At 34.5% G+C, this 12,784-nt stretch carries 15 protein-coding genes; 7 read left to right on the top strand and 8 right to left on the bottom strand.

Going from position 1 to position 12,784, the window contains the following annotated elements; all coding sequences use genetic code 11:
- Nucleotides 1-7: 7 nt before the first annotated feature.
- Together WC747_02040 and WC747_02035 are read right to left on the bottom strand one after the other, a co-directional pair.
- A complete protein-coding gene (locus tag WC747_02040; protein ID MFA5998779.1) occupies nucleotides 8-427 on the bottom strand; it encodes a hypothetical protein in 420 nt (139 codons plus the stop codon).
- Between the two features lie 41 nt (nucleotides 428-468).
- Nucleotides 469-1,680, bottom strand: coding sequence for an NlpC/P60 family protein (locus WC747_02035; protein MFA5998778.1), 1,212 nt, complete (start codon nucleotides 1,678-1,680; stop codon nucleotides 469-471).
- Between the two features lie 220 nt (nucleotides 1,681-1,900).
- On the opposite strand from WC747_02035, the gene WC747_02030 reads away from it, so the two are divergent.
- On the top strand, nucleotides 1,901-2,365 hold the full coding sequence (locus WC747_02030; GenBank protein ID MFA5998777.1) for a DUF1761 family protein: 465 nt from the start codon (nucleotides 1,901-1,903) through the stop codon (nucleotides 2,363-2,365).
- Nucleotides 2,366-2,500: 135 nt separating this feature from the next.
- Here the strand turns inward: WC747_02030 and WC747_02025 are convergent, their stop codons facing one another.
- The gene (locus tag WC747_02025) at nucleotides 2,501-3,202 is read right to left on the bottom strand and encodes a Bax inhibitor-1/YccA family protein (GenBank protein MFA5998776.1); all 702 of its coding nucleotides are present in this window, start codon (nucleotides 3,200-3,202) and stop codon (nucleotides 2,501-2,503) included.
- Nucleotides 3,203-3,383: 181 nt separating this feature from the next.
- Here WC747_02025 and WC747_02020 point away from each other — a divergent pair, with 181 nt between their 5' ends.
- Together WC747_02020 and trxA are read left to right on the top strand one after the other, a co-directional pair.
- A complete protein-coding gene (locus WC747_02020) occupies nucleotides 3,384-4,166 on the top strand; it encodes a hypothetical protein (GenBank protein MFA5998775.1) in 783 nt (260 codons plus the stop codon).
- Nucleotides 4,167-4,194: 28 nt separating this feature from the next.
- Complete coding sequence (gene trxA, locus WC747_02015) at nucleotides 4,195-4,521, top strand: thioredoxin (protein MFA5998774.1); 327 nt, start codon at nucleotides 4,195-4,197, stop codon at nucleotides 4,519-4,521.
- 65 nt (nucleotides 4,522-4,586) lie between these two features.
- On the opposite strand, the gene WC747_02010 is transcribed toward trxA, so the two are convergent.
- From WC747_02010 to WC747_01990, 5 genes are all read right to left on the bottom strand, one after another.
- A complete protein-coding gene (locus WC747_02010; protein MFA5998773.1) occupies nucleotides 4,587-5,102 on the bottom strand; it encodes a hypothetical protein in 516 nt (171 codons plus the stop codon).
- Between the two features lie 83 nt (nucleotides 5,103-5,185).
- Nucleotides 5,186-5,590, bottom strand: coding sequence for a hypothetical protein (locus WC747_02005; protein MFA5998772.1), 405 nt, complete (start codon nucleotides 5,588-5,590; stop codon nucleotides 5,186-5,188).
- Nucleotides 5,591-5,788: 198 nt separating this feature from the next.
- The gene (locus WC747_02000; protein MFA5998771.1) at nucleotides 5,789-6,364 is read right to left on the bottom strand and encodes a hypothetical protein; all 576 of its coding nucleotides are present in this window, start codon (nucleotides 6,362-6,364) and stop codon (nucleotides 5,789-5,791) included.
- A gap of 128 nt (nucleotides 6,365-6,492) precedes the next feature.
- Nucleotides 6,493-6,663: a hypothetical protein gene (locus WC747_01995; GenBank protein ID MFA5998770.1), complete on the bottom strand. Its 171-nt coding sequence runs from the start codon at nucleotides 6,661-6,663 to the stop codon at nucleotides 6,493-6,495.
- 96 nt (nucleotides 6,664-6,759) lie between these two features.
- The gene (locus WC747_01990; GenBank protein ID MFA5998769.1) at nucleotides 6,760-7,260 is read right to left on the bottom strand and encodes a hypothetical protein; all 501 of its coding nucleotides are present in this window, start codon (nucleotides 7,258-7,260) and stop codon (nucleotides 6,760-6,762) included.
- Between the two features lie 426 nt (nucleotides 7,261-7,686).
- Between WC747_01990 and WC747_01985 the strand changes: the two genes are divergently transcribed.
- The 4 genes from WC747_01985 to WC747_01970 all read left to right on the top strand — a co-directional run bounded on the left by WC747_01985 (nucleotide 7,687) and on the right by WC747_01970 (nucleotide 12,764).
- Nucleotides 7,687-8,100 carry an NUDIX domain-containing protein gene (locus tag WC747_01985; protein MFA5998768.1) on the top strand — a complete coding sequence of 138 codons (414 nt, stop codon included), beginning with the start codon at nucleotides 7,687-7,689 and terminating at the stop codon, nucleotides 8,098-8,100.
- A gap of 3 nt (nucleotides 8,101-8,103) precedes the next feature.
- Nucleotides 8,104-9,132: a radical SAM protein gene (locus WC747_01980; protein ID MFA5998767.1), complete on the top strand. Its 1,029-nt coding sequence runs from the start codon at nucleotides 8,104-8,106 to the stop codon at nucleotides 9,130-9,132.
- Nucleotide 9,133: 1 nt separating this feature from the next.
- Nucleotides 9,134-9,997 (top strand): methyltransferase domain-containing protein, encoded by an 864-nt coding sequence (locus WC747_01975; protein MFA5998766.1) that lies wholly within the window; start codon nucleotides 9,134-9,136, stop codon nucleotides 9,995-9,997.
- A gap of 289 nt (nucleotides 9,998-10,286) precedes the next feature.
- Entirely contained in the window at nucleotides 10,287-12,764 is a 2,478-nt protein-coding gene (locus WC747_01970) for a hypothetical protein (protein MFA5998765.1), read from the top strand.
- Nucleotides 12,765-12,784: the final 20 nt, after the last annotated feature.

Genomic DNA, 12,784 nt, shown 5'->3' with positions numbered 1-12,784 from the left:
GAAAGCATTAGCAACAGCCGCGTCCTCGACTCTGCTTTTCTTTTTCATTTTCTTCTGCCAAAACATGGAGCAGCTCAAGTTGAGCAATCCATGATTTTAAAGCTTGCGCAGAAATTGTTTTCTTAAAAAAAATCTGATTTTGGTAACGAATTTCAATTGAAAAATTACCAAAAAAATCACCGTACAGAGCAACACAATCTAAAAAAGAAAAAAGCTGCTGATCTTTATTTAAAATCAGCTCAAATCCTTTGCGTAAATTATCAAGCTCGCACACGGCAACAGAATTTTTTATCACAACAGTTTGACCTTGCACGTGAAAAACAAGTGATACCTTGTCGCAACAAACGATGGTTTCAAGAGTGCTTACAGGCGAAATAATATTAAGCTGTTCCTGCTCGCTCAACCACAATGAAAGAATTTGATTCATGAAAAATACCTAATCAACAGAAATTTATTAATTGATAACATTTAATCTATAAGTTTTAACAATCTAAAAAAGTGCCTTTTTTCTACAGGGATACCTTGACGATCTTTAAGGCGAATTGTTTTATTTAAGTGATACTGTTTCAACAATTCATCATACGAAGCAACGCCTTCAAAGCACTCACCTACCGTAAAACGATGTACACAACCGTAACCACTTTTATATCCTCGAGCTTCAATAACTTCATTGCGTTTAACGTTGCCAACGATCATGACATGACCTTGCATCCAAATAAGATCGCCCTCTTCAAGCCGCTCATTTTTTACCAAAGCTCTTTTGCTACGTTCTATAATCGAAGTAGTTTTCCAGGGAAATTCTATGCCAGCAATCTGCGTCATTCTCATCACAAACTCTGAACAATCATACCCGCAGTATGGATCATTTTTACCATCCCTGTTCCAAGAGCCATCTTGGCTATAAAAACTAAAGTCCGTGTAAGGCACAACAAAACTACTTCCACCCCACACATAAGGAATAACATGGCTTTCATTGTTGTGGCCTTGACCACTTTGCTCTACTCTATCGATTAATTCATTAATAATTTTAACAAAAAGTTTTCGAGCTGCGCGTGGATGTTTTTTCGTTTCAACTAAAGCATTTTTACGAGGAATAAAATCAATCATTGCTGTGTTATTTATGAAGTCAGCTACTTTTACAGCGTAAGCAATTGCAGTATCATGCTCAGGATCTCGTTTAAAACGCGTCCCTACTGAAAATGATTTCCATGGATAAACAAGAACAATTGTCGGCTCTTGTGCGTACTTAAGGTGAGGTATCGTTTGCAAAACTTCACTGTCAAGATCTTGAAGTAACGCTATATCTTTTTTATAAGCCCAAAAAGTATTTAATTTTTCTTGAGTGTCACGGTGATATCCGTATACAGCATTTTTGCAAACTACTTTAACAGACTCATCTTGCTCCTCAATTACAGTAACTATTTCATTAAACAAACCTTGATGAGCCCTTAAGCAAGGCTTGCTGTCACCGCATACAGCCGGACTATTTGGAGGTGGAAAACTACTGTTCATTTCAATGACTGGATCTTTTACAACTGCATTTCCATAAAAAAAAGATTCATCCACTGATGCTTGAGCATTGGTAGCAACGAATACAAATAAGAAAAAAAGGAAACGCGAGGCAACAAGTCGCGAGGCAACAAGTTTTGATAAAAAATTGTTGGAATTATAATGTCTCAAAAGTGCCCCCTTTCTAAATATTTCTAAAATTAAATTTTGTTTCTAACATTAACTTTATCATTGATTACATTTTAAGCACAATGATTTGCATGCATATGGGCAGAATACAGGGCCAAGAAAGAGAATAGATTTTGTGATATTTGACAAAGGGTATAATTGTTTATTAATATTGCCAACAGATTCTATTTTGTCCCAATATCTTATAAAAAGGAGATTTGTTATGATGCCTCTAAACCCTATTATTGCAGCTGCTGTAGCTGACATGGCTGTTGGTATGTTCTGGTACTCAGACTATGCTTTTGGTCCATTGTGGAAAAAAATCCACGGCAAACCTAATATAGAAAAAGATCTTTACCAACGCGTAGCAATTCAAGCTGTTTCTTCAGTTGTATTTGCAACAGCTGTTTACATCGCAATCATGACGTTCCAAAAAACACAAGGCGCTTATTCTCAAGAAATGTTTACTAAATATTTCTCATGGTTCTTAACAGAAAAAACAGTAAACACTGAATTAATGTCATCAATGAAAGCAGCTGGCTTTATTTGGCTTGGTTTATTCGTTCCTTCTTACCTTTCATGCGCAGCTTGGACATCTGCTCCAGCTTGGACAAAATTTGCAATCAAATCAGGTTGCAAACTTGCTCAATTATTGGCAATCGCTGCTATTCTTGCATCACTTGCATAAAAAGCAATTTTCTCAGCAAAAAAGCCGGAAGTTTATTCCGGCTTTTTTCATGTCTAAATGTTTAAGGAAATGTTTAAGGAATGGTTCCCCGTTCAAGCCGGGGATAATTTAAATTTATTTGTAAATTTAAATTAATTATTTCTTACGCTGCTCACCAAATAATTGGAGAAGATAGATAAAAATATTAATCAAATTAAGATACAAACCAATCGCTCCCATCAACGCAAATTTTCCAGCGTCTTCTGGCGATGCTAAAACTTGTTGGCTAAGTTTTTTTAAATTTTGAACATCGTATGCAATAAGCATTGCAAAAATACCGACACCAAAACTTGAAATCACCATGTTGAAAGCAGAGCTTTGGACAAACATGTTAATAATATTTGCAACGATTAAACCAATAAGTCCCATAAAGAGTAAATTACCCATTGATGAGAGATCAGCATTCGTAACCCAGCCATAAACAGCCATAACAGCAAACATAATTGCTGCAATTAAAAACACATAAAAAACTGACGCTGCTGTATATTGATACAAAATTGGAGAAAGAGCTATTCCTTCAAGTGCACAAAAGACTATGAACAATGCACCCATAGTTGCGTAGCTTAAGCGAGCAAAATTATAAGACATGTACATAATGATACCAATTGAAGCAAATAAAACTCCCAGCACGATCAACCAGTTTGACATCAAAGCGCGCATTAATTGAGGATTTACTTCTGGAGAGAGATAGTAAGAGACAGCGGCCGTCACCGCAAGACCTGCGCACATCCAACCGTAGACTTTATTCATAAAGCCATGTGCCATTGAGCCATAGTGACCTTGATTATTGTAGTTCATTTTTTGATTCCTTTCATGATATGAAACAGATAAAAATCTATCAGATACTTATTTTTTAAACATTTTACTATATTCTTTTTAAGAGATAAAGACAAACTATGGACTCTTGGCAGTCATTGTAGTAAAACAAGTAGCAAGAATAAATATTGCCATTTTCAGACTCTTTAAAAAAAGGAAAAAAATGAAACACCTGCAATCACAAAAACCCTTGCTGCTCCTAGCAGCTTTTACCACGTTTTTATGCTGGAACGGGTCTACGATGGACTCCAATGGCAAAGACAAACGCCCAGACACAAACTTTTACGGAACCATTGAAGATCATAGCGCAAAATTTGATGCAGAAGATATTTTAATCGGTGGAAAATACGAACAAATTCCCGTATACCAAACCATTAAAGATTATAAAAAGCCAACGGAGAAGGATGCTGGCAGTAAATCAGAAATCGATCCAAAACAAAACAAAACGTTTTTAGATTTGCATGAAATTACATCAATAGAACTGCTTGACCCTGAGCATCCAACATCATCAGAAATAGAAATCAACAACAGAAAATATATTGAAATTATCGTAACATCTATCAACGGCAATAAACAAAATTATTTAGTTGAAACCTCACGAGAAATTTCATGCTTGAAAATCGACAAGGGTCTCAGTAAAGATCAAAATCAAATACTTGAAGAGCGTAAACTCAATATAATTCACGTCAGAAATCTTACCATCAAAGGCTACAAATCAGCAAAAGATGCAAAGCATATAAGACGTGGCGAAGATGACTCACAAGATATAAAAAAAGCCGACGTTGCAAGCGCTACAGAAAAAACGCTTGACCAAATGGAAGAAAAAGTAAAAAATTTAAAGCAGGAAGATCCTTCCAGCTATGAAATGTTTAAAAGCTCTATGCTTTCGTTACTGAAATCATTGCGCCAACAGCTACAAACAATGCTCAATATGTTAAAAAACTAAAGCAAAATAATCCAAAAGGAGCGCTCACATGCCCGTTACAATTACAAAAGATAATTTCGAAAAAGAAATAAAACAATACGATAAACCAGTAGTCATCGATGTGTATGCTACTTGGTGTGGTCCATGCCAACAAATGAAACCTATTTTTACAGAGCTTGCAGGTGAATTTGCAGGACGTTGCAAATTTGCAGCACTCAACGTTGATGAAGTCAGAGACTTGTCAATTATGTTTGGTGTAACCTCAGTTCCAACATTTGTTTTTTATAACAATGGTGAAATACATTCTAAAGAAACCGGTTACATGAGCAAAGAAGCTCTAAAATCTCGGGTTGAAGAATTTATTGCTTCTGTGTAAAGCAAAAAAAGAAAAGGGGACAGTTTTAAAGCTGTCCCTTTTATTTTTTAAGTAATTTATTTTAATTAATTTCTACCGTCAGAAATTCTATCACACACAGTCTCGACAAAAGCACCATTTATATCATAACTTGAAACAGTCACAAAAACCTCACCATCTTGTCTATCAAACGTTAAGCTTACGCTGTCGCCAGGATTAATTTTTACACCTCCAGACTGCACAGCTTCGATCAAAGCTTCTCGCGCAACTTCAGCATCATTATCTTCTGCAGGCGTCAATGGTCTACCCTCAGAATTATTTTCAAAGACTGAACGGTAATAAAATACAGGAGCCGAAAAAACATCTACTCTCTCAGGCCGTACAGTTTCTTGCAATGCTGATTGAGCAACTTCAGCATCATTATCTTCTGCTTGTACATGTTCTTCCTGAATTTGCCCTCCCTCCGGAGCTAGCTGATCATGAAATACAGGAACATCTACATCATGTCGCCCATTGCTCAATTGCCCAATTTCTGATGCGCTCAAAAATTGACAAAATATAGCTGAAAGAATAAAAGACATGAAAATTATTTTATTTTTCATAACACTCCTCATAATAAAAAAATATCTTTAAATAAATAGCCGTTAATCTAAATGGCTACAGGCAAACTATGTATACTAAACGGTTACTCATTTTCGCAGTCACGTTTATCGTCACCGTTAGATGGAGGTAGAGCCGAAGGTGCAATCTTTACTTCTGTTTTTGGAAAATAACGATCTAGGTCTATAAAAGAAACAGGTTTTCCACTCTTTAAAAGAACCACACTAACTTCTTGCTGAGAAATCATTAATTCAACAGTCCTTCCTGATCCAATCTCTAAATTTCCAGAATCTACAGCTACTTGCAATCTTGATCGTACATCTTTAATAAAAGTTAGACTTTTAAAAGAAGAAGGATTAACGAGATGCACAGTCACCAGTGACGCATCAAACTCAGCTGAGCCGCTTGATTGCCCGTTCTGGCCAGCGCTCAAGAACTGACACGATAAAATCGAAAGAACAAAAGAAAACTTAATTATTTTATTTTTCATAAAACCCCTAATAAGAAAAAAAACACTTCTCAAAGGTTATCATAAAATCATAAAAAGGCTACTCCTGAGCCATTTTTTAACCATTAAAGCTCTTGCAAAACTTACGCTTTTATATTTTTGACAAAAAAACAGGAACCATTTTTTAAACGATTCCTGTAAGTTAAAATAGCTTGATCAATTCACTTTTCAAAATTCTCTTTAGAAATCATCGCATACATGATCATATGATTTTGCTTGTTTGTCCCAATGCATAAGCGTTTCTTTTGGAATAACTTTATGAATACTTACTTTGTAATTTTTCATAAAGTCTTCATATGTCATAAATCCTGGTTTTCTTGCTGCATCATCTACATTAAACCATGGATAAAGTGGACTTATTTCAAATATAATATTGCCACTTTTATCGTTATAAAACCAACTTGTATAAAAGGGTTGTCTGCCCTTATTACTGTTGCTCTCAAAAAAATACTTATCTATTACGTCAGTATTTTTTATTACATCTTGGCAGTATTGATTGTATTCAAATCCCGGATCTCTCCGTTTATCATTATCAAAGAATAGCTTATTGTTTAATAAATCATCAAATCCTTCAAATCCAAAAACACCGTTAAATGTTTCTGCTTCTGTAGATCCGAATCGTATAGTCAATCCTTTTTCTTCATCAACATAATCAACATCACACTCAGCACACACTGCACAATCACCCTTTTTAATGGTTTCCGGGATAACATGAATATACTGTTTAGCTGTAATCATAAATTTGATTGGATTCATTTTATTATCTTTCCTGATTTGTTCATAAAAACCTGCTGACTTTAAGGTGTTTTCAATAGTACAATAAACGTACAGGAACCATTTTTAAACGATTCCCGTAAGTTAAAATATCTTGGTTTTTAAAATTATTAATAAATCCAGTAAAACCAGATAGCAAGTGCTGTAAGTAAGGCTGCCAGATCAACAAACACTAGAAAGTTAAGTTCATTTTTTTGAAACTTCTGATAATACTCTATGCCCTTTATCGTAAACAAAGAAAGTACCATTGCAATCCAAGTGTGCATTTCTTGATTTAACATTTCTGTCCCAACATATAAACTTTTATATAATGCATTAGAGCTATTGAACACAGCCCTAAAAAGTACAATTCATACCAATACCACATGTAAAATCCCTTACTCATTATCCTGATAAAACTTATATTCATGCGTCATCAATAAAGCAAACACCTCTTCTTGAGGTTTGTTCATATACCGAAGCATTACTATGACATTTGGCCCAAGCTTTGCAAAAGGAGATTGATGTTTAACTTCAGCATCAGCAGTAAGAAACATCATAATGCCTGTAAGCGATGGCTTAAAATCAACTTTAATAACATGATCCCATGGGATGTATGTATACCGCTGAGCATAATTAAAAATCAAACCATCATCTTGTATTTGAATAATTGGCTCTTTTTGCATAGCTACTTGAAAGAAAAACAGTAATTCCTCAGCCCATTTAAACATTACATAAAAGTAGACCGATACCCCTACCGCTTTAAAAAAAGAAAAATCATGCAAAACAGCATGTAAATAAAAATAGATCGAAAAAAATAAAACTGCTAAAAAAAATATCCATGCCGGAATAAACAGTCGATAAATCTTAAAAGAATCTACATATATTTTTGTTATCATTTTTCATTCCAATATCTAAAACTTGAAAGATTTTTACTGCTTATTGTTTCATTTAAAACACTCTGTCTTTAGTCTTTTTAATAGTACAGCAACGTAATCAAACTTCAACCAACAAGTTAGGTTTGCTGAGCAAAATTATAAATAAAAAAACGAAAAAAACTCTTTGCTAAAGCAAATTACATGCCTTAAAAAAGGGCTGATCACGGCTAGCAAAAAACAATGAAATTAATTTAAAAATTATCTTAACAATACTTTATATCTTGAAAATGAGTGAAATAATTTTTGATTCATTCCGCCCTTCTTCATTTCAACCTATTCTTCCTACCAATACGTAGAACAAACCATCTATTAATAAGCCTTTTATTATATTATTATGTAAAACAAATATCATAAATATATAACCCCAAAACCGTTTAGGATTTAAAAATGAAAACAATCAAAATTGGCTGTGAAATTTTTTTAATACAAAACAATGCTGCCTTGCTTGGAAAAAGAAAAAATTGTTATGGCGAAGGAACATGGGGCTTGCCTGGAGGTCATCTAGAAGTAGGTGAATCAATTCTAGATTGCGCAAAACGAGAATTGAAAGAAGAGCTCGGAATTGAAGGATTAAATTTAAAATTAATTTCTATCGTAGATAACATTGATGAGCGAGGACATTACGTTCACATGTCATTCCTGCTGCAAAAATTTCTCGGCGAAATACAATGCATGGAACCAGATCTTTGTTATGAATGGAAATTTTTCGATCTTTCTTCTTTACCACAAGATCTTTTTAAGCCCCATAAAAAAATATTTAAAAATTATTTTAACAATACGTTATATCTTGAAAATGAGTAAAACATGAACAATGTTAACACGTTTGTTACTACAGCATTATTATCCGTAGCTGTATTGCAAGACATAAACGCTATGCACACCATCCCAATATCACATCGAACATCACAAGCATTGATCGCTACAACAGGGCTTAGAAGATTTAGCGCACAAGCAACAATAAATAATTGTAAATCTCCAGAAACTGTCGACTTTAATATCAATGGTATTTGCAATTTAAATTGTAAATGGTGCTGGGGACCAGCACATGATGCAAAAGAGGATGTAACGCTCAGCGAATGGAAAAATTTAGCCTATAATCTCAAAAAATTAGGCACTAAGAATATAGTTTTTACAGGCGGGGAAACGCTACTCAAAAAAGAACTGCCTGAATTAGCGCGATATATTAATACTGAATTGGAATTACGCACAACATTATCAAGTAATGGTTTGTTACTCGTTAAAAGAGGTCCTTCGGTATTGCCCTATATTAACGATCTTGGTTTACCATTAGATGGCCATACAATTAAAGTCAACTCAACTATGAGAAAAGGCACGATTCTCCATTTTTCCAAAGTCTTAGCTGCAATTAAATTTGTACAAAATGTTTTTCCAAATATAAAGCTTACCGTAAGAACAGTTGCCGCAATGCCAAATTTAGATTCTGTCCCGCTAATAGGAAAAACAATGTTAGAATCCGGCATAGATCCAAAAACATTGCGCTGGAAAATATATCAAGTGAGCCCAGTTGGACCTCGTAAAGAAGATATTTTAAATAGTGACTTATTAATCACACGAAAGGATTTTGATGAAACGATAGAAATAACAAAAAAAATGAATCCCTTATTTACTATTGATGCACAGCCATACGAAAGATCATTTGGTCGCTATTTCCATGTGTTTCCAGACGGCAAAAGCCACATCGTAACACAAGGAACAGATGGATTACCATTAGAAGTACCTATGGGAAATATAGTTAAAGATTTTGATAAAGTAATAAAAAATGTAAATGAAGTATTTAATTTTGACCAAAACTGCAAACACGGAAGCATTTAACATGAAAAAGATAATATTTTCAATATGTTTAACATTAATTGTCCCACCATTAAAAGCAAATTTTGATAACAAACAAAAAGAAGAAATCTTATCTCAATTATCAAAAGAACGATATTTCCCTTATCAGGATATTATTATAAACAATGAAATGATTAGCAAAGGAGTTGGCCCAGACTGTCAATCTCGTTATGACGCTATTAACAAAGTAATTAATAAATACCAAAGACCTATTAAAGTTTTGGATATTGGAGCAAGCAACGGATATTTTAGCTTAAGAATTGCGCATGATTATAATGCTTTATGTGTTATGTCTGATGTATCAGATAGATTGCGTACTATTTGTGAATTAAACGATCAAGTTTCAAGTATTATTTACTTAAAAAAAGAGCTTTCATTAAAAGACTTAGAAGATCTTTGTAACGCCGAACACTTTGATGTTATATTAGCTCTCAATGTTGTACATCATATGGAGCCTTGGAAAGAAATATTAGATATTATCTTTCAACTAGGAGATACAATAATCATTGAAACTCCTCCTGCAAATGATGATCGCGTAAAAGATTTACCAAGCATTCCTCTTATAGAGCATTATTTATTAAATAAAGCTGATGGTCGAGTTATAACAGAAACACCTCGAGCTGCCGCTAATAACTTTGACCAAATAATTGTGTTAGATAGTAAGACTGATCATTTAAACCAAAAAGAATATACGCCTAATGCCTATGCTAAAATGTTTTGCTTTGAAAATATAAAAGAGTCGTCAAACAAACCGTCATTTAAATTAAGTACATTTCACTTATTGAATGGTGTGTTCCCATCTATCAGTGAATTTGATAAACAAACAGATACTATAATTCTGCAATAAATCTTCTTTTGTTTTTTAATAAAAATAAAAAACATTATTCTTGCTTAAGTTTTAGATTGTCCTAGATAGATTAAATGCCTATCTAGGACAATCCATTAAATAATTTCTAATTCTGTCTTGCATAACCAAAAAACATTAGTTTGCCAATCCGCAGAACCAAAGCATCTTTTTCAAAAATGTTGAATTTACCAAAAAATATGTTTTATCATGAAACGCAAAAGGAAACTGTTAATGCTGGATCCCCGATCGTAGTCGAGGACGATATTCGTGTTTTATGAAAGGCTTATCTATGAAACGTACAAACTTTCTGTCCATGCTGTTATTTTTTGCAGCAGCTCCAGCTCTCATGCTGCCAGCACAACCAAAGGCTAAAGCAAAAGCTACCCCTACTAAAACAGCTCAACCCTCTTCCTGCCTGAACAACCCTGCTGTGCCCTACGCAGAGCAGCTCAAAGCTGCAGTAGCAACTCTGCCGAAACAGCAGCAACAAGAAATCGAAAACTTATGGTGCAGCCTGTATGCTGGGTACCTGGCACAATCAAAAGCTCCAGCAACAGCCACACCTCAAGCTGTAGCATCAAGTCCAGAGATTGCTAGCGCCTACAAAGCGATTGTTCAAGAGCAACTTTTTGATCGAATGCTAGCGTACCTAAACCCTAAAACTTTTCCAAAACTGCTTAATGATCCTCAGGGCACTGTACATACAAATTACGCAACGCAGCACCTACGCCAAGCCTTAACCCGTTTAGCATCGATATCCAAGATCGTTGAAACTAAAGATGCTCCACAGATCGAATTTACTGGCGACAATCGCGACCTTGGGATCATCGTCAATATTCAAAACAACACCAATGCTGAATTTTCAATTTCTCAAACTTCCTTAGATGGCAAAACCTCTGTGCAAATCGGCCAACTCAATCATGGACTCAATGAAGTTAATCTGCACACAGCTGCTCTTCAAAGCCCTGTCAGCTCAAAAAAGGAAGCTACTCCACAACCTTCAAACTTTTCATTTGAAATTACAGAGTCAGGAGCTGAAAATCCGATCAATATTTCCATTAAAATGATGTCGGGCGTAGAATTTTTAACATTTTTAAAAACTCTACCTCGTGATAAAAAAGCAATAGAAAAAGACACGTTTGAAATGAACGGACTGCCAACAAGCCCGCAGTATTTAGCAAGCCCAAAAGATTGGTACTTGGTTTTAATTCAAAATCCAACACCTGCAACAGCTGCTGAGCGCGATCCTAACCAACGCGTTCAAGCAATCAATATTTCAAAATTGACTGGTCCATACTTGCTCTCCATGCAAATTAATAATGAGATGATTACTCAAAATACATCGGCTTATGCAAATAAACCATCCGTAACAGATGTATATCAACCATCTTCTACTTTTCTTGAATGGCAAGTTGCTGCTACACAAAAAAAATTACTTGAACAAGCTCAACAAACTATTAATCAACCACAACAACTTAATGTATATCAGCCATCATTTACCTTGATGCAATCATTGACGAACGACAAAAATATCCTGCCCGCACTTCCTATGCTCATTTTGCCCCAATTTTTATACAATCTGCCAGAAATGCAGGCATCTTGGATGCTCATGATAACTTCCTATCTTTCTGTTGCCACTAAATTTGAGTTTTTCAAAAAAGCAAAATTAGGAAATACTTTTGAGTACTTTGAACAGTTAGGTTGTTTTGGTGTTAATAATAAATATGCATTTTTTATAGATTTATATAATCGTTATGAGCCTGGTTATACTTTGTATAATGCTTTTTGGTTGATGTCACATGCAATTTATGAAACAGACTTAAAAAGTTGTTCCGACATTCCACAATTATATACAGCTCAAGATTCTTACGGCCATTTTGTTGTAAATGAACATAACTTTTATTTTATTAATTTTTTAGCTATTTTTACGCCGAAGATTGATAAAGTCGGCAATAAAAATATTTTTGAAAAGAATGGATTTAATCAAACATATGCCTATCCGTTAAATCAGCTTTATTCTTTTGTAATCAATGCTTTAAGAGATGATACTAAAGAAGGAATTTTTGCAACCTTGCATCAACCAAGGGCTGGAGCTTATCAATTAACATGGAGAAATAAAAGCAATAAAATATTGTCTTCGCAATATTTATATTTGGATAGTCAGTTAGCAAATTTACAGATCTCATTTATCAACCAAGTCGAAAATTGGATCGGATCTTCGGTGCCTGCCGAATTAATTCGACTACAACCAGGCAAAACTACGCATTTTAAGGTGACGTATGAATTTAGCCCTAACAACAATAAACATATTCTACTTGCTCAACCAACCTCAGCAATAGATAAACAACAAGTCTTTTTGCCATTACAATTTACAGAATTTCCGATTCGAGAACTTTATATTAATGTTTTTCGGGAGCTTAATATTGTTCCATACACCCACTGTTCAATTATTAAAGACGGAGTTTTGCCGACACCGCTTGAGAATTTGAGCGTAGAAGATTGGAGGAGCGGTATTTACATGGTACCAGGAATTGAAAACAATGATCATTTGACATTAGATAAACCTGGAGCGTTAACATTATTGTTTTATAAAGCAAATAAAACCTTTTTAGGAGAAATGACCATTCCTGGATTAATCAATAACGGTCCTGATACGGGTATTCCGCATCCAGCAAGTATCTACGATGTGCATTTAACTAAATATAATTGCCAAGTTTATCTATATTTATCTACAGGGATATTTTTACAATACAATCAAGCAAGCTAATTTTGATGCTGCCCCCAATT

The sequence above is a fragment of the Candidatus Babeliales bacterium genome, assembly GCA_041660205.1.
Lineage (GTDB): Bacteria > Babelota > Babeliae > Babelales > Chromulinivoraceae > JACPFN01.
The sequence above is the reverse complement of the archived record's forward strand: the minus strand, read 5'-3'. Positions and strand labels throughout refer to the sequence as shown.